Genomic DNA, 20334 nt, shown 5'->3' with positions numbered 1-20334 from the left:
GGCAGCGCGGGCGCGGGCAGCGCGGGCGCGGGCAGCGCGGGCGGGCCTTGCGGCGCGGGCAGCGCAGCGCGGCGCGGGCGAACCAGCGCACGGAGCGGACAGCGTGGCACGAGCGAACCAGTGCGGACGGCGCGGCACAGGCGCCGACGCGAGACGTGCCAGGCGTCCATAAGGCCGTGGAGGAGATTGCCGCCGCTGCCCACGTGGCGGCTGAGACCAGGGCGAGCTGGGCGATCGCGACGGACCAGGCGGAGGTGCGGCGCACCCTGGACCCGGGGGCTGAGATAGGCCGCCCGGTGCGGGTGGCGGCGGCGAGGACCGGTGCACCGGCGCGCGGTGGCGGTTCGCCCCGCGCCGGAGGGGTCAGGAGTAGATCGCCTCGCTGTGGTGCTGAATGTCGACGCCGTGTTCGCGCATGAAGGCCAGGGGCTCGATGGGCTTGCCGCTCTTGCGCACCTCGAAGTGCAGGTGCGAGCCGAACGAGTGGCCGGTGTTGCCGACCAGCGCGATCTTGTCGCCCGCGTGTACCTGTTCGCCCTCGTGGCACAGGAGCTTGGAGGCATGGCCGTACACGGTGACGACGCCGCCGCCATGGTCGATCATGACGTTGTTGCCGTAGCCGCCGTTCCAGCGGCACAGGGTCACCCGGCCGGCGGCCACGGCGGTGAAGGGGGTGCCCTCGGCGGCGCCCAGGTCCACGCCGGGGTGCAGCCTTCCCCAACGTTCGCCGAAGAACGACGTCACCGTGTAGCTGCGCAGGGGAAGGATCCACACGTCGGGGGCCGGCTGGTTGGCGGTGCCGGCGTGGCCGTCGGAGCGGCTCGCCCGGTCGCCCGAACGGGTGGAGATGTCGTCGTAGTTGCCGCTCTCCTCCATCGACAGGCCGTCCGTGTGCGGCTCGGGCAGCGCGGCGGCGGTGCTCAGCGCGACCACGGCCGAGGCCACCAGTGCGGTGGTGAGGATGGTCAGATAGCGGCTGCGCGGGGATTCCAGGCGGCGCCGGCCACGGTAGTTCGCGCGCGCGGATCTTGCATTCAACGCGGTGAACCTCGATTCCGGCAAATGCACGAGCGGCGGCAATCGCGTGGGTAAATAAGAATTCGACAAAACCGAACGCCACGCTAACCACGCCGCAATCGGCGGCACAAGTCATGGGGCGCGCCGCGCCGCGATTGTGCCCGTCGGGTTGGTTGTGCGTAACCCGGACCGTTGCGCGGTCGTTGCGCGGCGGCGAATTCGGCTGCGGTACCTTCGGCTTGGACCCCGCGCGACGGTGCCGGGGCCGCGTCCAGTGGCCGCCACGAACGGCCGGGAAGGACCGTGAGGATGAGCGCGCGGACCCGCGTCGTCATCGCCAAGCCTGGCCTCGACGGACACGATCGAGGCGTGAAGATCGTCGCCCGCGCGCTGCGGGACGCCGGCATGGAGGTCATCTACACCGGGCTGCACCAGACGCCCGAGCAGATCGTCGAGACCGCGATCCAGGAGGACGCCGATGCCGTGGGGCTCTCGGTGCTGTCCGGGGCGCACATGACACTGTTCCGCCGGGTCATCGAGCTGCTCGCCGAGCGCGGCGCCGCCGACGTGACCGTGTTCGGCGGCGGGATCATTCCGGACGAGGACCTGCCGGAGCTGGAGCGGCTCGGCGTGGCGCGCATTTTCACCCCGGGTGCGACCACCCAGTCGATCGTGGAATGGGCCCGGGAAAACCTCGAAAGCTGAGAGAAATACCGAAGCGCTGATTGGCGCTTATCGATAGCTCCCGAAAAGGGAGGGGCCGGACGCACCCCTCACACGTCCGGCCCCTCTATTGCACGATGCCCCGCCGCCACCCCTCGACCGACAGGGCATCGGCCGTTTTGGTGCCGGCCCTACCCTCCCGGGCTTCCCCGTGGGCGGGCCGACACTGCTCTCAACGACGGCCCGCGGGGGTGGTTACGCCCTCACATCCGTGTCCCCCGTTCGTGAAGCGAAGTCGATGCCGACGCCAACGCCGGGACGGGTCCGGATGGGAGTGGAATCGGGCACATCGGGAGCCCGCGCGACGCTCAGGGGTGACGCCGTGGTTAGGCTGCGAAGCGTTGAGCCGTCCTCGCGATGGGGCAGGCGGCACGGTTGACGGAACGGGACCAACTGTGGACCTGTACGAGTACCAGGGGCGCGCCCTCTTCGCGAAGCACGGCCTGCCCGTGCTTGGCGGCGGGGTAGCCGAGACCCCTGAGGAGGCCCGGGCGATCGCCGAGGAGCTCGGTGGCCGGGTCGTCATCAAAGCCCAGGTGAAGGTCGGCGGCCGCGGCAAGGCGGGCGGCGTCAAGCTGGCGGAGGGCGCCGACGAGGCGACCACGCACGCGACCAACATCCTCGGCATGGACATCAAGGGCCACACGGTCCACAAGGTGATGGTCACCACCACGGCGGACATCGCCGAGGAGTACTACTTCTCCTACCTCCTCGACCGCGCGAACCGCACCTTCCTGTGCATCGCCAGCGTCGCCGGTGGCATGGAGATCGAGACCGTCGCCCACGACGCGCCGGAGAAGGTGGCCAAGGTCGCCATCGACGCCGTGAAGGGCGTCGACGAGGCTACCGCCCGGGCGATCGTCGAGCAGGCCAAGTTCCCGGCCGACGTGGCCGACCAGGTCGTCGCCATCGCGGTGGACCTCTGGAAGGCGTTCGTGGCCGAGGACGCCACGCTCGTCGAGGTGAACCCGCTGGCCAAGACCACCGACGGCACCGTGCTGTGCCTCGACGCCAAGGTCACCCTCGACGCCAACGCCGACTTCCGGCAGCCCGACCACGAGGCGCTCGAGGACAAGGCCGCGGCCGACCCGCTGGAGCAGGCGGCCAAGGAAAAGAACCTCAACTACGTGAAGCTCGACGGCAACGTCGGCATCATCGGCAACGGCGCGGGCCTGGTCATGTCCACGCTCGACGTGGTCGCGTACGCCGGCGAGGGCCTGGGCAGCCGCCCGGCGAACTTCCTCGACATCGGCGGCGGCGCCAGTGCCCAGGTCATGGCCAACGGCCTGGAGATCGTGCTCGGCGACCCCGACGTGAAGAGCGTCTTCGTCAACGTCTTCGGCGGCATCACCGCCTGCGACGCCGTCGCCAACGGCATCGTGCAGGCCCTGCAGCTGCTCAAGGACCGCGGCGAGGAAGTCACCAAGCCGCTGGTGGTCCGCCTCGACGGTAACAACGCCGAAGAGGGCCGCCGGATCCTCGACGAGGCCGCCAACCCGCTGATCGAGCGGGTAGACACGATGGACGGCGCGGCCCGCCGGGCCGCCGAGCTCGCAGCGAGTGGGGTGTAACGACCATGGCGGTATGGCTGACCGAGTCCAGCAAGGTCATCGTCCAGGGCATGACCGGTGCCGAGGGCTCCAAGCACACCCGGCGCATGCTCGCCGCGGGCACCAACATCGTCGGCGGCGTCAACCCGCGCAAGGCGGGCCAGCAGGTCGACTTCGACGGCACCAAGCTCCCCGTCTTCGCCAGCGTGCACGAGGCCATGGAGCAGACCGGCGCCGACACGACGGTCATCTTCGTCCCGCCGGCCGGCACCAAGTCGGCCGCGGTGGAGGCGATCGACGCGCAGATCCCGCTCGCCGTGGTCATCACCGAGGGCGTGCCGGTGCACGACACCGCCTCCTTCTGGGCCCACGCCCAGGCCACCGGCAACAAGACGCGGATCATCGGGCCCAACTGCCCGGGCATCGCCAGCCCCGGCAAGTCCAACGCCGGCATCATCCCGGCCGACATCACCGGCCCGGGCAAGATCGGCCTGGTCAGCAAGTCGGGCACGCTGACGTACCAGATGATGTACGAGCTGCGTGACATCGGCTTCTCCACGGCCATCGGCATCGGCGGCGACCCGGTCATCGGCACGACGCACATCGACGCGCTCGCCGCGTTCGAGGCCGACCCGGAGACCGCGGCGATCGTCATGATCGGCGAGATCGGCGGCGACGCCGAGGAGCGGGCGGCCGACTTCATCAAGGCCAGCGTGCGCAAGCCGGTGGTCGGCTACATCGCCGGCTTCACCGCCCCGCCCGGCAAGACGATGGGCCACGCCGGCGCGATCATCTCCGGCTCGGCGGGCACCGCCGACGCCAAGAAGCTCGCGCTCGAGGCCGCCGGCGTCGCGGTCGGCAAGACCCCGACCGAGACCGCGAACCTCATGCGCGACATCGTCACGGCTCTTTAGCGGAAACTGCGTCATATCCGGACGGCCGGGGTCAGTGACCGGCCGTCCGGTTTTTTTTAGAGTGAATGCGATGCCGACCACCCCTGAGGAACCGGACGACGGCGTGCCCACCCGGCTCGCCGACCGCGAGACCGTGAGGCTGCCGATCCAGCGGCGCGCGGTCCGCGGCCGGGAGCCCTCCCGCCGCCCGGCCCGGCGCGCCCCGCTTGCGCTGGCCGCCGTGGTCAACTCGCTGTGGGCGGCGGTCGTCTCGCTGGCGCCCACCCTCGCCGTGGTCTGGATGCTCTTCGCGCTCGACAGCGCCGGCGCGCCGCTGGCCCAGGTGCTGCGGCTCGGCCTGGGGGGCTGGCTGCTCGCGCACTGGGTGCCGATCCACACCGGCATCGGGCCGGTCAGCCTCGCCCCGCTCGGGCTCACCCTGATCGCCGCCTGGCGGGTGTACCGCGCCGGCGTGCACACCTCGCGGGCCATCGGCGCCCGGGCCTACCACCGCGGCACGCCCTGGTCGCCGTGGCCGGCCGCCCGGGCCGGGGTCGCGGTCGGGGTCGTCTACGCCTGCCTCGGCGGCGTGGCCGCCCTCATCGCCGACCACAAGGGCAGCGAGGTCTCGGTGGTCCGGGCCGCCCTGACGTTCGCCGCGTTCGGGCTGCTCGCCGGGTCGCTCGGGGCCTTCGCCGAGGCCCGCGGGATCGCCCGGCTGGCCGGGCGCACGCCCCGGGTGCTGCGCGACGCGACCCGCACCGGGGCGGTCGCCGCCCTGCTCGTGCTCGGCGCCGGCGCGGCCACCACCGGCATGGCGGTCGCCTTCAGCGGCGGCGACGCGAGCCAGATCATCGACGACTACCACACCGGGATCGCCGGGCAGGTCGGGCTGGTCGTGCTGTGCGCGTTCTTCGCACCGGACGTGACCGCGTGGGCGGCCAGCTACCTCGTCGGGCCCGGCTTCACGATCGGCTCGGAGACCTTCATCAGCGCGGCGCACGTGTCGGTGGGGCCTCTTCCCGCCGTACCGTTGCTGGCTGGTCTTCCATCGTCGCCGGCGACCGGCTATGCGCCCCTGCTGCTCGGCCTGCCCCTGGCCGCCGCCCTGGTCGCCGGCTGGCTGCTGGCCCGCCGGTCGCTGCGCAACGATCCCGGGCGCTCCTGGCTCCCGCTGCTCGGCGCGGCCGTCCTCGCCGGCCCCGTGGCCGGGATGCTGGTCGCCCTGGTCTGCGCAGCGGCCAGCGGCTCGCTCGGCGGCGGCGGGCTGGCCGACGTGGGCCCGCACGCGGGCGCGGTCGGTTTCGTGGCCATGTTCATGATCGCCATCGGCACGCTGCTGTCCACCACCGCGACCAAGCTGGCGCTGCGCGCAAAAAGGGCGCGCGAGTAGCTCGCGCGCCCCTTCAAGGAGTGCTCGTTACGGGTACGAGTACGAGCGCAAAAAGGGCGCGCGAGTAGCTCGCGCGCCCCTTCAAGGAGTGCTCGTTACGGGTACGAGTACGAGAACGTGCTGAGGTTGAAGGCCAGCGACGCGATCAGCAGGATGATCCACAGACCGACGGCCACGCCACCGCAGATGAGGCCGGCCATCGCCTGGCCGCGGTTGTTCGCGAGGCCCTGCTTGACCTTGTTGAGGCCCAGGTAGCTCACGATCACGCCGGCGATGCCGAGCGGAAGACCGAGCGAGAAGCAGCACAGCAGCGGGATGGCCGCGATGCCCAGGATCATGCCGACGAGGCCGAGCGTGTTCTGCGGCTGGGCCGGCGCGCCGTAGCCCGCGTTCGGGTACGCTCCGCCCGAGGTCGGGTAGGCGCCACCCGAGGTCGGGTAGGGGGTGCCGGAGACCGGCGGCTGCTGCGCGTACGGGTCCTGGTAGGCCGGCTGCTGCGGCTGCGCGTACGGGTCCTGGTACGCGGGCTGCTGCGGCTGGGCGTACGGGTCCTGGTACTGCGGCTGCTGACCGTACTGCGGCTGCTGGCCGTACTGGGGCTGCTGGCCATAGGGATCCTGGTTGGGCTGCTGCCCGTACGGATCCTGGCCCGGTGGTGGGTAGCCCATGAATATGGCTCCTAAGGCTGGGGACACTCCCGCTACGTGGTGGTTCGCATCAGGGTAGCCCGAGGGGATACGCAACCCCGGCAGCCTACTTGCCCCGATCAACTCTGCGCAGTGGTAAAGCGGTCGAGTATCGATAACTGGACCACATTGAGACTAATTCTGTCCGTGTTTGTCCGCAAATGGCGGGCGGCCCGCCGCTGAGCTGGGCCGACCCGGTCGATACAGTTCCGTGGTGACAGTTCGGCTTGTCGTTCTCGTGTCCGGTTCGGGGTCGAATTTGCAGGCCCTGCTCGAGGCGGCCGAGGATCCGGCCTACGGCGCGCGGGTCGTCGCCGTCGGCGCGGACCGCCCCGGCATCGAGGGGCTCGCCCGGGCCGAGCGCCGGGGTGTGCCCACCTTCGTCACCCGGGTGGCGGACTTCGCCACCCGCGACGAGTGGGACGCGGCCCTGCTGTCCGAGTGCGAACGCTTCGAGCCCGACCTCGTGGTCTCGGCCGGGTTCCTGAAGCTGGTTGGCCCGCGCTTTCTCGGGAAGTACGAGGGCCGGTACATCAACACGCACAACGCGCTGCTCCCGGCGTTCCCGGGCATACACGGCCCGCGCGACGCGCTCGCCTACGGCGTGAAGCTCGCCGGCGCCACGCTGCACTTCGTCGACAGCGGCGTCGACACCGGGGCGATCATCGCGCAGGTCGCGGTGCCGGTCCTCGACGACGACACCGAGGACGCGCTCCTGGAGCGGATCAAAGTAGCCGAGCGCCGCCAGCTGGTCGACACGGTCGGGCGGATGGCGCGCGAGGGCTGGACCGTCAACGAACGAAAGGTCAGGCTGGGCCGTGGCTAACCGCCGTCCCATCAGGCGCGCGCTCATCAGCGTCTACGACAAGACCGGTCTCGAGGAGCTGGCGCGCGCGCTGGCCGGCGCCGGCGTCGAGCTGGTCTCCACCGGCACCACCGCCGCGCGCATCGAGGCGCTCGGCCTCCCGGTCACCAAGGTCGAGCAGCTCACCGGCTTCCCGGAGACGCTGGACGGCCGGGTCAAGACGCTGCACCCGAAGGTGCACGCCGGTCTGCTCGCCGACCTGCGGCTGGAGGCCCACGCGGCGCAGCTGGCGGAGCTGGGCATCGAGCCCTTCGAGCTGCTGGTGTCCAACCTGTACCCGTTCACCGAGACGGTCGCCTCGGGCGCCTCCGACGACGAGTGCGTCGAGCAGATCGACATCGGCGGCCCGGCCATGGTCCGCGCGGCGGCCAAGAACTTCCCGAGCGTCGCGGTGGTCACGTCGCCGTCTTCCTATGAGGCGGTACTGCAGGCCGTGGCCGACGGCGGCTTCACGCTGGACGAGCGGCGCGCCCTGGCCGGCCAGGCCTTCGCCCACATCGCCGAGTACGACGTCGCCGTCGCCGCCTGGTTCGCCCGCGACGACCAGCAGTTCGCCGGCACCGCCCTGCGCAAGTCGGCCACCCTGCGCTACGGCGAGAACCCGCACCAGCCGGCCGCCCTGTACCTCGACCCGGCGGCCGCCCCCGGCCTCGCCCAGGCCGAGCAGCTCGGCGGCAAGGAGATGTCCTACAACAACTACGTCGACGCCGACGCCGCCTGGCGCGCCGCGCACGACTTCACCGACCCCTGCGTCGCCGTCATCAAGCACGCCAACCCCTGCGGCATCGCGATCGGCGCCGACGTGGCCGACGCCCACCGCAAGGCCCACGCCTGCGACCCGGTGAGCGCCTTCGGCGGCGTGATCGCGGTCAACGGCCCGGTCACCATCGACCTGGCCAAGCAGATCCGCGAGATCTTCACCGAGGTCGTCGTCGCCCCGTCGTACTCCGACGAGGCCCTCGCCCTGCTCACCACCAGCGCCAACCTCCGCGTGCTGCGCGCCCCCGCCTGGCGGCCGGCCGCGCTGGAGCACCGCCAGATCTCCGGCGGCGTCCTGGTCCAGGCCGCCGACCGCATCGACGCGGACGGCGACGCGGTGGGCAACTGGAAGCTCGCCTGCGGCGAGCCGGCCGACGAGGCCACCCTGCGCGACCTGGAGTTCGCCTGGCGGGCCGTGCGCGCCGTGAAGTCCAACGCCATCCTGCTGGTCACCGACGGCGCGACCGTCGGCGTCGGCATGGGCCAGGTCAACCGGGTCGACTCGTGCCACCTGGCGGTGAAGCGGGCGGGCGAGCGGGCCGCGGGCTCGGTGGCCGCGTCGGACGCCTACTTCCCGTTCCCGGACGGCCCGCAGGTCCTGCTGGACGCCAGCGTCAAGGCCATCGTGCAGCCGGGCGGCTCGATCCGCGACGAGCTGACCATCGAGGCCTGCCGCGCCGCGGGCGTGACGATGTACTTCACCGGCACCCGCCACTTCTTCCACTGACGCGCGTCGCGGTCCCCGTCACGGCAGCGTGACGGGGGCCGGGACCTTTGCCCCGAAGTAGGTGGCGATCGCGTCGCTCACCGCGTGGGCGCCCTTCTCCAGCGTCCCGCCGGGCTTCTGCTCGTACATGGCGGCCACGACGTACCGCTCGCCGTCCCCGGCGAACCCGACCGTGTGCGTCACCCAGACGTTCTTGCCGTTGACCGGCTTCTCCGCCCATCCGTCCTTGTTGCCCGGCTTGAGGCCCGACCCGGCCGCCCAGACGCCCCAGCGCTGGTTGCTCGCCACCTTGCGCAGGGTGGTGACCAGGTAGGTCCGGCTCTGCGGGTCGAGCTTGTCCAGGACGTACGACATCAGGTTCTGCAGATCCTCGGCGCTGCACCGCAGGTTGCGCCAGAAGGTGTCATAACCGTCGATGACGGCGAGGGAGCTCATGTTGTACTTCGAGCGGAAGCGATCCAGCATCCCGGGCCCGTCGTAGCGGTTCCACAGCGCCGTCGCCGCGTCGTTGTCCGAGTTGATCAGCGCCTTGTCCAGGTTGGCCCGGTCGGTGGCGTCCAGCGCGATCTCCTTGGCGGCGTTGCGCTCGAGCAGGTCGGTCGCGATCGCCAGCTTGATCGTCGACGCCGTCCAGGTCGTGGCCGTGGTGTTCCCGGCCTTCCAGACCTGCCCGGTCACCCGGTCCCGCACGATGATCCCGAAGGTCCCGGGCTGCTTCTGCACGAACGCGGCCGCCGGCGCGCCGCCGCTCGCCTTGGCCGTGGCGCTCGCGGAGGTGCTCAGCGCCGGGGCGGCACCCAGCGCGGCGTCCCCGCCCGCCTGGCGCCCCTGGCTCTCACCGACGGCCGGCTGCGCGGGCGCGGCGTCGTGCCCGCCGCAGGCCGACAGGGCGAACAGGATCAAGAGGGCGACAAGCCCGCGCCGGAGCAGCACGCCCTGCACTCTAATGGCAGGATCGGAGACCGTGACGGCAACGATTCTCGACGGCAAGGCCACGGCGACCGCCATAAAGGACGAACTCCGGCTGCGGGTCAAGGCCCTCTCGGACCGCGGCATCGTCCCGGGTCTGGGCACGATCCTGGTCGGCGACGACCCGGGCTCGCACGCGTACGTGGCGGGCAAGCACCGCGACTGCGCCGAGGTCGGCATCGCCTCGATCCGCCGCGACCTGCCGGCCACCGCCACCCAGGCCGACGTGGAGGACGCCGTCGCAGCCCTGAACGCCGATCCGGCCTGCACGGGGTACATCGTGCAGCTCCCCCTGCCGGCCGGGCTCGACGAGCGCCGGATCCTGGAGCTGATCGACCCGGCGAAGGACGCCGACGGGCTGCACCCGACCAACCTGGGCCGGCTGGTCCTGAACATCCCGGCGCCGCTGCCGTGCACGCCGCACGGCATCGTCGAGCTCCTGCGGCGCTTCGACATCCCGATCGCCGGCGCCGAGGTCACGGCCATCGGGCGCGGTCCGACGGCGGGCCGGCCGCTCGGGCTGATCTTCACGCGCAAGAGCGAGAATGCGACCGTCACGCTCTGCCACACCGGCACCCGCGACCTGGCCGCCCACACGCGCAACGCCGACATCGTCATCGTCGCCGCCGGGTCCGCCGGGCTGCTGACCCGCGACATGGTCAAGCCCGGGGCGGCGGTCCTGGACGTTGGCGTGACCCGGGTGACCGCGGAGGACGGCAGGTCGCGCCTGGTGGGGGACGTGGCGCCGGAGGTGGCCGAGGTGGCGGGGTACCTGGCCCCGATGCCCGGCGGCGTGGGCCCGATGACCCGCGCCATGCTCCTGTCCAACGTCGTCGAGCTGGCGGAACGGCAAGCCGGGTCGTAATCGTTCGATTCCCGACATGTCGGGCGCTGGCGCGCCACGACATGTCGGACTTATACGTTGTCGGGGTATAAATCGGATAAGTCGTGGCGCGCCAGCGCCCGACTTATCTGGCTTGATCTTGGCGTGCGAGTCGTACCCCTGTTCTTGGCACGGCGGCGCTGGCAGGGAGGCCCCCAGGGGCCGACCGCTTCGCCCAGTCTGGCTCGATGAGGCTTCGCCCTGATCGACCCAGACCAGGCGCTGACGGGAGCAACGGACCCCTGGTTGCGCGGACCGGAGCCATCAAGAGGCTTTTAGATCTTCTCCACCGCGGCGTGGCGCAGGACGATCCACATCACCTGGTCGCCGAAGTCGATCTGGGCCTGAGCGCGCGGGCCGGCGCCCTCCACCGCCAGCACGCGGCCGAGGCCGTAGCGCTGGTGGTTGACCCGGTCCCCCACCGACAGCGAAGGCACGTCGCGCTGCAGCTCGCTCGCCGTCGACAGCTTGGAGGCGTCGAGGCCGAGCTTGGCCGCCAGCTGGGCCGCCTTCGGCGTGCCGCCGACGAAGGACGACGTGCGGGTCTGGGTGGTGCCGGAGCTGCGGCCGCCGACGCCCGCGCGGCCGGACCAGCTGGTGTACGCCGCATCCGTGCGCTCCCACCGGACCAGCTCCGGCGGCAGCTCCTCCAGGAACCGCGACGCCGGGTTGTAGGCCGGCTGGCCCCAGGCCGAGCGGGTGACCGCCCGGGAGATGTAGAGGCGCTGCCGGGCGCGGGTGATCCCGACGTACGCCAGGCGGCGCTCCTCCTCGAGCTCCTTGCGGTCGCTCATGGCCCGCTGGTGCGGGAAGACGCTGTCCTCCAGCCCGGTGAGGAACACCACCGGGAACTCCAGGCCCTTGGCCGTGTGCAGGGTCATCAGCGTGACAACCCCGGTGTGGTCGGGGTCGTCGGTCGGGACCTGGTCGGCGTCGGCGACCAGCGAGACCTGCTCCAGGAAGCCGGCCACGCTCGGGCCGGGGACCGCGGTGGCGTCTCCCTGCTCGGCGGCGACGGCGACGTTGGCCTCGGTGCGCTCGGTGTATTCGCGGGCGACGCTCACGAGCTCCTGGAGGTTCTCCACCCGGCCCGCCTCCTGCGGGTCGGTGCTCTCCTCGATCTCGCTCAGGTAGCCGGAGCGCTCCAGCGCGGCCTCCAGCACCTCCTCGGGCATCGCGCTCGCGGCCAGCGTCCGCAGGTCGTCGAGCAGCGCGACGAACTCGCCGATCGCGTTGACGGCCCGGGTCGAGATGCCGGGGGCCTCGCTAGCGCGGCGCAGCGCGGCGCCGAAGGAGATCCGGTCCCGGCTCGCGAGGGCCTCGATGCAGGCCTCGGCGCGATCGCCGATGCCGCGGCGCGGGGTGTTGAGGACCCGGCGGACGCTCACCGTGTCGTCCTCGTTGACCACGGCGCGCAGGTAGGCCAGCGCATCGCGGACCTCCTTGCGCTCGTAGAAGCGGACGCCGCCGACCACCTTGTAGGGCAGGCCGAAGCGGATGAACATCTCCTCGAAGACGCGGGACTGCGCGTTGGTGCGGTAGAACACGGCCACGTCGGCCGGGCGCACGCCCTCGGCGTCGGAGAGCCGGTCGATCTCGCGGGCCACCCAGTCGGCCTCGGCGTGCTCGGTGTCGGCGACGTAGCCGACGATCTGCTCGCCGTTGCCCTGGTCGCTCCACAGGCGCTTGGGCTTGCGGTCGGTGTTGCGCCCGATCACGGCGTTGGCCGCGTTGAGGATCGTCTGGGTGGAGCGGTAGTTCTGCTCCAGCAGGATCGTGTGCGCGTTGGGGAAGTCGCGCTCGAACTCCAGGATGTTGCGGATCGTGGCGCCGCGGAAGGCGTAGATCGACTGGTCGGCGTCGCCCACCACGCAAAGCTCGCCGGTGTCCCCGACCAGCTCCTTCACCAGCATGTACTGCGCCTGGTTGGTGTCCTGGTACTCGTCGACGAGGACGTGGCGGAAGCGCCGGCGGTAGGTCTCGGCGACCTCCGGGTGGCTCTGCAGCAGGTGCACCACGCGCATGATCAGGTCGTCGAAGTCGAGCGCGTGGGCCTCGGAGAGCCGCTGCTGGTACAGCGTGTAGGCCTCCGCCAGCGCCCGCTCGGCCGGCCCCTTGGCGGTGGCCGCGAAGGTCTCCGGGTCGACCAGCTCGTTCTTCAGGTTCGACACCTGGGTGGCCAGGCCGCGGGCCGGGTAGCGCTTCGGGTCGAGGTCCAGCTCGCGCGCGACCAGCTGCATGAGCCGGCGGGAGTCGTCGGCGTCGTAGATCGAGAACGTCGACTTGAGCCCGGCGTGGTCGTGCTCGGCCCGCAGGATGCGCACGCAGGCCGAGTGGAACGTGGACACCCACATCAGCCGGGCGCGGTTGCCGACCAGCCTGGCGACCCGCTCCTTCATCTCGCCGGCGGCCTTGTTGGTGAACGTGATGGCGATGATCTCGCCGGGGTGCACGTTGCGGGCGCCCAGCAGGTAGGCGATGCGGCTCGTCAGCACCTTGGTCTTGCCGGATCCGGCGCCGGCCACGATGAGCAGCGGGCTGCCCTCGTGGGTCACCGCATCGCGCTGGGGGCCGTTGAGCCCGTCCAGCAGGTCGCGCTTGGGCGGTCGGGGCTGCGCCGCCGGGGCCTCGGGCTGCGGCGGGCGCGACTGGGGTACCTCGAAGAGAGCATGCATCGCCTCGCGAGTGTATGCCCGCTCGTACGGATGGCCGAAAACCGACGCGTCCCAACTTCCGGAAGGACTTTCCGCAGCGGCGCGGGGCGTGCCATACTCGGCTACGTGATCGAGCAGGTGCGCTCCTACTTTTTTTACGGCTACCGGAGTCCGGCAGCCGTAGGTCGCGCCTGATCGCAAAGCCTACCGACGCCCCGGGCTCCGAAGCCCGGGGCGTTCGCGTTCCCGGGACCGGATCGCACGGACCCGAACGAAAAGGAACGAAGAGAGATGGCCGCCGTCACCATGGACCAGCAGACCACCCCTGACCAGCACATTGCCGGCCTGCGTAACCGCATCGACGAGATCGACGCGGCGATCATCGCGCTCTGGAAGGAGCGTGCGTCGATCTCGCAGGAGGTCGGCAAGACCCGCGTCGCCGCCGGCGGGACCCGCCTCGTGCTCTCCCGCGAGCGCGAGATCCTGGAGCGCTTCAGCGCGGAGCTCGGCGCCGACGGCACGCAGCTGGCGCTGCTCATCCTGCGCGCGGGCCGCGGTCGGCTGTAATAGGTGCATGACCTTTCCTCCATCGGCGACGCCGCTGACTGACGTACAGCGCGTGCTGTGCGTGCTCGCGCACCCCGACGACGTGGACTTCGGCTCGGCCGGCACGATCGCGACCTGGGTCGACGCCGGCCTCGAGGTGGCCTACCTGCTCGTGACCCGGGGCGACGCGGGCGGCTTCGACGACACGCCCCGGGAACAGATGCCGATCCTGCGCGAGGCCGAGCAGCGCGCGGCCGCCGCGGCCGTGGGCGTCAAGCAGGTGGAGTTCCTGGACGGGTACCGCGACGGCGTCCTCGAGCCGACCATCGCCCTGCGCCGGGACATCACCGCGGCGATCCGCCGTTTCCGCCCCGACCGGGTCCTCACCAACTCGCCCCTGCGCCGCTGGGACCGCCTGGCCGGGCCCAGCCACCCCGACCACCTGGCCGCGGGCGAGGCGACCACGTGCGCGGTCTACCCCGACGCGCGTAACCCGTTCACGTTCACCGACATCGGGCTGGAGGCCTGGACGGTGCGCGAGATCTGGTACAGCGGCGGCCCCGACCCCGACCACATCGTCGACATCACCGACGTGTTCCCGCGCAAGCTGGCGGCCCTGCGGGCGCACGCGTCGCAGACCTCGCACATCGAAGGCTTCGACGAGATGCTGCGCCAGCGCCACGCGATGGTGGCCACGGCCGCCGGGCTGCCCGAGGGGCGCCTGGCCGAGGGCTTCTCGGTGTTCGCGACCGCCTAGACGAGGCGGCGGTCGGCGGCCCAGCGCGACAGCTCGTAGCGGTTGGACATCTGCAGCTTGCGCAGCACGTTGGAGACGTGTGTCTCGACCGTCTTGATCGAGATGAACAGCTCCTTGGCGATCTCCTTGTAGGCGTAGCCCCGGGCGAGCAGCCGGAGCACCTCCCGTTCGCGGTTGGTGAGCTGGTCGAGCTCGGGGTCCGCCACCGGGGCGTCGGGGCGGGCGGCGAAGGCGTCGAGCACGAAGCCGGCCAGCCGGGGGCTGAACACCGCGTCGCCGTCGGCGACCCGGCGGATCGCGTCGGCGAGCTCGTCGGGGGAGATCGTCTTGGTGACGTACCCGCGGGCGCCGGCCCGGATGAGCCCGATCACGTCCTCGGCCGCGTCGGAGACGGACAGGGCGAGGAAGCGCACCTGCGGGTGGGAGCGGCGCATCGCGTCGAGCACCGCGCGGCCGCCGCCGTCGGGCATGTGCACGTCGAGCAGCACGACGTCGGGCTCGAGCGCGGAGATCTTCTGCACCGCCTCGGCGACCGCGCTCGCCTCGCCCACGACGTCGACGTGCAGGCCGAGCTCGGCGCGGACGCCGGCGCGGAACATCGCGTGGTCGTCGACCAGGAACACGCGCAGTCGCTGGGTCTCTTCGGTGCTCATCGTTCTCCGCTTTCGCTCATGGACTTCCGGCGCCGGGACTCAGTGTCGATCGGCATGGACAGGCGCACCTCGGTGCCCTCCCCCGGCGTGCTTCGGATCTCGGCCTTGCCGCCGTGGCGCTGCATGCGCAGGACGATCGAGCCGCGCACACCATGGCGGTCGGCATCCACCGCCTTCAGGTCGAAGCCGGCGCCCCGGTCGCGCACGAAGACGCTGACGCAGTCGGGCTCCACCTCGGCGTACAGCGAGATCGTCTGCACCTTGGCGTGCTTGGCCGCGTTGACCAGCGCCTCGCGGGCGGCCGCGACGATCGCGCCGACCTTCTCGTCGACGTCCACGTCGCCGACGACCACGGTCTCCACCGCCACCGCGAAGGTGTCCTCGACCTCGGCCGACGCCTCCTCCAGCGCCGCGCTGAACTTCTCCATCGGCGAGGCCGTCGGCTTGTACAGCCAGTTGCGCAGCGTCCGCTCCTGTCCCCGGGCGAGGCGCTGCACCTCCTTGAGGTCCCCCGCGTTGCGCTGGATGAGCGCGAGCGTGTGCAGCACCTGGTCGTGGATCATGGCGGCCAGCTCGGCCCGCTCCTGCTCCCGCACTCGGGCCTCGCGCTCGGTGCTGAGCTGGGTGAACATGCGGTACAGCAGGGGCGCCAGCGCCAGGCCGACCCCGGCCAGCGCGACGGCGGCGAAGCCCAGGCCGTAGCCGATCGAGGAGAACGGCACGCCGCGCAGGGGCACCACGCCGACCACGAACACGCCGATGATCCCGGAGACGACCAGCAGGCCGCCGCCGACGAAGCGGACGAGGTACGACTTGCGGTTGTTGTCCATGACCGCGCCCAGCCACGGCATGCCCGGCACGGTGGCCGACCAGCGCTCGCGGCGCTTCGGGTCGGCCTGGTGCCAGATGATGCCGGCGCCGAGCGCGATGATCGCTGCGAGCCAGCCGATGACCGCGGAGGCGGTGCCGTCCGGCTGCACCATCAGGCGCAGGATCACCACGCCGACGCCGAGCGCGAGGAACGCGAAGAGCTGGTTGACGTTGCGCCCGCCGTGGCGGCCGTGCGGCTGCAGCGGCAGGACCGCCCAGAAGGCGGCGTAGAGCAGCGCGCCGAGCCCGTTGAAGCCCGCCAGCACCACGAACGCCACCCGCACCAGCAGGACCGACGCGCCGAGGTGCGCGGCGATGCCCGCGGCGACGCCCGCGACGACCCGGTCGGCGGGCTCGCGATACAGGCGGCGGGCGGGGATCGGGCTGCTCATTGCGCTCGTTTCTGGTGGCCGGCGGACTCGGTACCCCAGAATCGTCACATGAAGGGCTGCGGCGAAACCACTCCGAGCGCCCCGGAGCCGCAGAATCAGGGTGGCGTCAGGGTCGATGCCTGAGGCGCCGGCGGGGGCGCATCGGCGAGCATTGGCGACATGACGAAACCGCCTGCCGCCGACGAGCCGGGCGCCAGCGCCGCCGCGGAACGGTCCGCGGAGCCGGTGGACGAGCACGCGCCGGCCGCCACCGGCACTCCTCCCGTGTCCGGCGATCCTGCCGCGCCCAGCGCTCCTCCCGCGCCCAGCGCTCCCCCTGTGTCCGGCGATCCTGCCGGGCCCGGCGATCCGGCCGGGCACGAGAAGGACGACGCCGCTTCCGAAAAGGACGACGTGCCGCGCTTCGAGGCCGACTACGCCCCGGGCGACACGACCACGCCCGTCGACTGGCCTTCTTCGGAGGAGCCGCCGCCCCGGTACTCCCCTCCGCCCGGGGACGGGACTCCTCCCCCGCCTCCGCCCGGGGGCAACACGCCGCCGCCCGGGGGCAACACGCCGCCGCCCGGGGGCAGCATGCCGCCGCCCGGTGGCCAGTCGCCGTTCGGGTTCGGCAATCCGCCGTTCGGCAGCGGGTTCAACCGGACGTTGCTGGTGCGGCCGCAGCAGGGCCGCTACATAGCCGGCGTCTGTGCGGCCATCGGCCGGGCCACCAACACCGACCCCACGCTCTGGCGGGTCATCTTCGCCGTGCTGACGCTGGCCGGTGGGGTGAGCATCGTGGCGTACCTCGTCGGCTGGCTCCTCCTGCCCGCCGAGGGCGACACCGGCTCGCCCCTGGAGGCGCTGCTCGGCCGCGGGCGCTCGACCACCTCCGCGCCGCTGGCCATCACCATCGGCGTGTTCGCGGTGCTCGCGTTCCTGCTGGTCATGTCCCATAACTTGGGCGCCGCCATGGTCGGGCTGGCGATCGTGATCGGCGTGATCGCCCTCGTGGCGCGCGGTCAGCAGAACGGCGGCCAGCATCCGCCCGCGGCCGGGCCCTTCGTGCCGCCGGCGGTGCCCAACCCGCCGGCCGGCGGCCCCTCGGGGCCGGCGCCGTTCGGGACCGGCTTCGGCGCCGGGCCTGCGCCGGCGGGCGCCCGGCCGTTCGGGTCACCGTCGTTCGGGTCGCCCTCGTTCGGGCCCATGTCGTTCGGGGCACCGTCGTTCGGACCCGGCACGACCACGACCACCGGGGCGCCGGTCGCCGAACCCGCTTCGGAGGAGCAGGCGCGGACCGCCGAGATGCCGCCGGTCGCCGAGCCCGGCCAGTTCGCGGCACTGCAGGAGCCGACCATTGTGACGCCTCCGCCGCCCGCGCCGCTGATCCCGCCGATCCCGCCGCTGCCTCCGCTGCCCCCGTTGCCGCTGGGCGGGCCCGGGTACCGGCCGCCGTTCGCGCCGCACGGGCCGTACGCGGCGAGCAGCCCGTACGCGCAAAGCCTGGGTGGCTATCCGCCGCCGGGGGTGCCGGTCTCGCCGTACCCCGGGCTGGCCCCGATCCCGCCGAAGCCCCGCAAGGAGAAGTCCAAGCTGGGCCGGATCACGTTCTCGCTGATCGTGCTCTCGCTGGGCGTCATGGCCGCGCTGCAGGTCACCGCGGTGGACTTCAAGGTGAGCACGTTCTTCGCGGTACCGCTGGCCATCACCGCCCTTGGCCTGATCACGGGCGCGTGGCTCGGCCGGGCCCGGGTGCTGATCCTGCTCGGCGCCGTGCTGAGCATCGCCCTGGCGATCTCGGCCGCGGCGAGCGTGCCCACGCCGCACCGCACGGAGAACATCACCATCACGCCCGCCTCGGTGAACGCGCTGAGCCCGGAGTACTCCACGGACCTCGGCAACATCACCGCGGACCTCACCGGGATCAACTTCGTCGACCAGGACGTGTCCGTGTCCTTCCGGGCCGGCGTGGGCAACATCAACATCACGGTCCCGCCGAACGTCGACGTCACGGTCAACGTGCACATCCAGGGCGGGGACTGCAACGTGTTCGGCCACGGCTGCGGCGGGTTCAAGCAGACCAGCTCGTTCACCGATCTGGGCGAGGACGGCCCGGGTGGAGGCAAGCTCCACCTTGACCTGGACATGCGATGGGGCGATGTGAGGGTGAACCGATGAAGCCACACCGTCTGGACGGCGTCTCGCTGACGTTCGGCCTGATCTTTCTGGGCATCGTGGTGGTCTGGCTGTTCAACCAGGCCGTCTCGGTGCACCTCAGCGCCGGCTGGATCGTGGCCGGGGGGCTGATCCTGTTCGGGGTACTAGGCCTGGTGGGGGCGCTGCGCTCCGACAAACCGTCGGAGCGCAGCAAGGCCGGGGGGAACACGGATCCGTACGACTACGACCTGGACGGCGACTGACAGATCGCAGCACGGAATATGCTGGCCGGCGGGGCATGTGTCCCTGCCGGTCAGTTTTTCCGTCCCGAGCCTCGCCGGCCTTCTCCAGAACTCGCCGACTTCTCCAGAGGAGCCCTTCCGAGATGACCCAGTTTCCCGTTGGCGGCCCGTCCGGCGCATCCCGCCGTCCGATCCAGATCGGTGACCGAGCCGCCCGGGTTCTCGCCTCCGAACTCGCCCGCCACGGCGGCCCCAAGACCGGCCTGGTCATCGGCGCCGTGGCCGGCTCGCCCGCCCTGGCCGCGGCGATCGACGCACTGCTGCCGGACGACCGGCTGACCGTGGTCGGCACCGAGCCCGGCGCCGCGGCCGCCCTGCGCGAGCACGTGGATCGGCAGGGCCGCTGGGTCGCCGAGCGCACCCGGGTGCTCGAGTCGGTGGACGCCGCCGAGCCGGCCGACGTGGTGATCCACGCCGAGGCGTTGGCCGGCAGCGCGGAGGACGCCCGCGCGGTCCTCGCCGAGATGGCCAAGCTGGTCAGCCCCGGCGGCGTGCTGACCGTCGTGGTGCCGGCCACCCGGCTGCCCAGCGGGGCGGCCGACGAGGTGGAGCGGCAGGCCGCGCTGTACGGCGTGGGCAGCGACCTGGTCCTGCGCAACGTCCCGCCGGTGCGCATCCACCGGCTGCGGCACACCCCGGCCGACCACACGACGGCGGCCAACCTGCTGCCCGCCGTGCGCCCCTCGAGCGTCCCGCTGACCCGCGGCATGAACATCGACTCCAACGGCGTGGCCGCGGCCGGCATCGCGCTGGGCCTGGCCGCGCTGGCCAAGGCGGCCCGCCCGAAGTCGAAGCTGTGGCTGGTCCCGGCCCTGGCCGCGGCCCCGGTGGCGGCCTTCTTCCGCGACCCGCAGCGCGACGTCCCGGAGGACCCGCGCGCCGTGGTGGCGGCCAGCGACGGCAAGGTGCTGGGCGTCGAGCGGATGGAGGACAAGCGCTTCGGCGACATGGAGTTCCTGCGCATCGCGGTCTTCCTGTCCGTCCTCGACGTGCACGTCAACCGCGCCCCGGTGGCCGGCAAGGTGATCGACTACTTCGTGGAGGACGGCGGCTTCGCCCCGGCCATGAACCCGGAGGCCGAGCACAACGTGGCGGCGTACACCCTGCTCGAGACCGCCCACGGCCCGGTCGCCGTGGTGCAGCGCACCGGCCTGATCGCCCGCCGGATCGTCCAGCGGGCGCCGATCGGCTCGCTGCTGGCCAAGGGCGAGCGCTTCGGCCTGATCCGCTTCGGCTCCCGCACCGACGTCTACCTCCCGGCCGACAAGGCCACCCCCGTCGTGGCGCCGGGAGACCGCGTCATCGGCGGCCAGACGGTCATCGCCACCTGGCACTGAGCCGGTAACCGGGTGTTCGTCGCCGATCATGGCGGCGAGCACCCGGTTCGGGCGGAACTCGACATGTCGGGCGCTTCGCGGCGCGGCATGTCGGATTTATACCCTGACAGGCGGAAAATCGGCGTGCAAGGCGGCGCAAATCGGACTTATACCCTGTCCCCGGTTTCAAGGGATCGTTGCAACACCTGACTTGATCAGGGGTTGCTGTGTTCGAGATCCGGG

General features: G+C 71.9%; 17 protein-coding genes and 1 pseudogene. 12 read left to right on the top strand and 6 right to left on the bottom strand.

Annotation, left to right across the window (positions count from 1 at the left end; translation table 11 throughout):
* Positions 1-363 precede the first annotated feature (363 nt).
* Entirely contained in the window at positions 364-1038 is a 675-nt protein-coding gene (locus ABD352_RS54825; protein WP_344620650.1) for a M23 family metallopeptidase, read from the bottom strand.
* A 288-nt stretch (positions 1039-1326) separates the two neighbouring features.
* Between ABD352_RS54825 and icmB the strand changes: the two genes are divergently transcribed.
* The 4 genes from icmB (at position 1327) to ABD352_RS54805 (ending at position 5576) form a co-directional block, all read left to right on the top strand.
* Positions 1327-1722: a coenzyme B12-dependent isobutyryl CoA mutase small subunit gene (icmB, locus tag ABD352_RS54820; RefSeq protein WP_344620649.1), complete on the top strand. Its 396-nt coding sequence runs from the start codon at positions 1327-1329 to the stop codon at positions 1720-1722.
* 413 nt (positions 1723-2135) lie between these two features.
* The gene (sucC, locus tag ABD352_RS54815; RefSeq protein ID WP_344620648.1) at positions 2136-3311 is read left to right on the top strand and encodes an ADP-forming succinate--CoA ligase subunit beta; all 1176 of its coding nucleotides are present in this window, start codon (positions 2136-2138) and stop codon (positions 3309-3311) included.
* A 5-nt stretch (positions 3312-3316) separates the two neighbouring features.
* Positions 3317-4204: a succinate--CoA ligase subunit alpha gene (gene sucD, locus ABD352_RS54810; protein ID WP_344620647.1), complete on the top strand. Its 888-nt coding sequence runs from the start codon at positions 3317-3319 to the stop codon at positions 4202-4204.
* Between the two features lie 70 nt (positions 4205-4274).
* A complete protein-coding gene (locus ABD352_RS54805) occupies positions 4275-5576 on the top strand; it encodes a cell division protein PerM (RefSeq protein WP_344620646.1) in 1302 nt (433 codons plus the stop codon).
* 95 nt (positions 5577-5671) lie between these two features.
* Here ABD352_RS54805 and ABD352_RS54800 read toward each other — a convergent pair whose 3' ends face one another.
* The gene (locus ABD352_RS54800; protein ID WP_425553997.1) at positions 5672-6244 is read right to left on the bottom strand and encodes a DUF4190 domain-containing protein; all 573 of its coding nucleotides are present in this window, start codon (positions 6242-6244) and stop codon (positions 5672-5674) included.
* 232 nt (positions 6245-6476) lie between these two features.
* Between ABD352_RS54800 and purN the strand changes: the two genes are divergently transcribed.
* Entirely contained in the window at positions 6477-7088 is a 612-nt protein-coding gene (purN, locus tag ABD352_RS54795; RefSeq protein WP_425553996.1) for a phosphoribosylglycinamide formyltransferase, read from the top strand.
* Positions 7081-8613, top strand: coding sequence for a bifunctional phosphoribosylaminoimidazolecarboxamide formyltransferase/IMP cyclohydrolase (purH, locus tag ABD352_RS54790; protein ID WP_344620644.1), 1533 nt, complete (start codon positions 7081-7083; stop codon positions 8611-8613). Before purN ends, purH begins: the two co-directional genes overlap by 8 nt.
* An 18-nt stretch (positions 8614-8631) precedes the next feature.
* Here purH and ABD352_RS54785 read toward each other — a convergent pair whose 3' ends face one another.
* Positions 8632-9546 (bottom strand): serine hydrolase, encoded by a 915-nt coding sequence (locus tag ABD352_RS54785; RefSeq protein WP_344620643.1) that lies wholly within the window; start codon positions 9544-9546, stop codon positions 8632-8634.
* 31 nt (positions 9547-9577) lie between these two features.
* Here ABD352_RS54785 and ABD352_RS54780 point away from each other — a divergent pair, with 31 nt between their 5' ends.
* On the top strand, positions 9578-10447 hold the full coding sequence (locus ABD352_RS54780; RefSeq protein ID WP_344620642.1) for a bifunctional methylenetetrahydrofolate dehydrogenase/methenyltetrahydrofolate cyclohydrolase: 870 nt from the start codon (positions 9578-9580) through the stop codon (positions 10445-10447).
* Positions 10448-10740: 293 nt separating this feature from the next.
* Here ABD352_RS54780 and pcrA read toward each other — a convergent pair whose 3' ends face one another.
* Positions 10741-13140 (bottom strand): DNA helicase PcrA, encoded by a 2400-nt coding sequence (pcrA, locus tag ABD352_RS54775; RefSeq protein WP_344620641.1) that lies wholly within the window; start codon positions 13138-13140, stop codon positions 10741-10743.
* A 264-nt stretch (positions 13141-13404) separates the two neighbouring features.
* Between pcrA and ABD352_RS54770 the strand changes: the two are divergent.
* Positions 13405-13686, top strand: a pseudogene (locus tag ABD352_RS54770) (chorismate mutase); the annotation flags it as partial.
* 7 nt (positions 13687-13693) lie between these two features.
* Positions 13694-14422 carry a PIG-L deacetylase family protein gene (locus ABD352_RS54765; RefSeq protein WP_344620640.1) on the top strand — a complete coding sequence of 243 codons (729 nt, stop codon included), beginning with the start codon at positions 13694-13696 and terminating at the stop codon, positions 14420-14422.
* Here the strand turns inward: ABD352_RS54765 and ABD352_RS54760 are convergent.
* Together ABD352_RS54760 and ABD352_RS54755 are read right to left on the bottom strand one after the other, a co-directional pair.
* Complete coding sequence (locus tag ABD352_RS54760) at positions 14419-15075, bottom strand: response regulator (RefSeq protein ID WP_344620639.1); 657 nt, start codon at positions 15073-15075, stop codon at positions 14419-14421. The genes ABD352_RS54765 and ABD352_RS54760 overlap by 4 nt on opposite strands.
* Entirely contained in the window at positions 15072-16337 is a 1266-nt protein-coding gene (locus ABD352_RS54755) for an ATP-binding protein (RefSeq protein WP_344620638.1), read from the bottom strand. The genes ABD352_RS54760 and ABD352_RS54755 overlap by 4 nt, the downstream gene beginning before the upstream one ends.
* A 159-nt stretch (positions 16338-16496) precedes the next feature.
* Here ABD352_RS54755 and ABD352_RS54750 point away from each other — a divergent pair, with 159 nt between their 5' ends.
* From ABD352_RS54750 to ABD352_RS54740, 3 genes are all read left to right on the top strand, one after another.
* On the top strand, positions 16497-18494 hold the full coding sequence (locus ABD352_RS54750; RefSeq protein ID WP_344620637.1) for a PspC domain-containing protein: 1998 nt from the start codon (positions 16497-16499) through the stop codon (positions 18492-18494).
* Positions 18491-18736 (top strand): phage holin family protein, encoded by a 246-nt coding sequence (locus tag ABD352_RS54745; RefSeq protein ID WP_344620636.1) that lies wholly within the window; start codon positions 18491-18493, stop codon positions 18734-18736. The genes ABD352_RS54750 and ABD352_RS54745 overlap by 4 nt, the downstream gene beginning before the upstream one ends.
* 122 nt (positions 18737-18858) lie before the next feature.
* Positions 18859-20112, top strand: coding sequence for a phosphatidylserine decarboxylase (locus ABD352_RS54740; RefSeq protein WP_344620635.1), 1254 nt, complete (start codon positions 18859-18861; stop codon positions 20110-20112).
* Positions 20113-20334 lie beyond the last annotated feature (222 nt).

Origin of the sequence: Dactylosporangium salmoneum, from assembly GCF_039532525.1 — a bacterium.
GTDB classification, from domain to species: domain Bacteria; phylum Actinomycetota; class Actinomycetes; order Mycobacteriales; family Micromonosporaceae; genus Dactylosporangium; species Dactylosporangium salmoneum.
This window is presented reverse-complemented; position numbering and strand designations above follow the sequence as displayed.

Coding starts and splice junctions, on each gene's coding strand:
- ABD352_RS54740 (WP_344620635.1), top strand. CDS start 18,859: ATGACCCAGTTTCCCGTTGGCGGCCCGTCCGGCGCATCCCGCCGTCCG.
- ABD352_RS54755 (WP_344620638.1), bottom strand. CDS start 16,337: ATGAGCAGCCCGATCCCCGCCCGCCGCCTGTATCGCGAGCCCGCCGAC.
- ABD352_RS54800 (WP_425553997.1), bottom strand. CDS start 6,244: ATGGGCTACCCACCACCGGGCCAGGATCCGTACGGGCAGCAGCCCAAC.
- ABD352_RS54750 (WP_344620637.1), top strand. CDS start 16,497: ATGACGAAACCGCCTGCCGCCGACGAGCCGGGCGCCAGCGCCGCCGCG.
- sucD (WP_344620647.1), top strand. CDS start 3,317: ATGGCGGTATGGCTGACCGAGTCCAGCAAGGTCATCGTCCAGGGCATG.
- ABD352_RS54765 (WP_344620640.1), top strand. CDS start 13,694: ATGACCTTTCCTCCATCGGCGACGCCGCTGACTGACGTACAGCGCGTG.
- pcrA (WP_344620641.1), bottom strand. CDS start 13,140: ATGCATGCTCTCTTCGAGGTACCCCAGTCGCGCCCGCCGCAGCCCGAG.
- ABD352_RS54760 (WP_344620639.1), bottom strand. CDS start 15,075: ATGAGCACCGAAGAGACCCAGCGACTGCGCGTGTTCCTGGTCGACGAC.
- ABD352_RS54745 (WP_344620636.1), top strand. CDS start 18,491: ATGAAGCCACACCGTCTGGACGGCGTCTCGCTGACGTTCGGCCTGATC.
- icmB (WP_344620649.1), top strand. CDS start 1,327: ATGAGCGCGCGGACCCGCGTCGTCATCGCCAAGCCTGGCCTCGACGGA.
- ABD352_RS54805 (WP_344620646.1), top strand. CDS start 4,275: ATGCCGACCACCCCTGAGGAACCGGACGACGGCGTGCCCACCCGGCTC.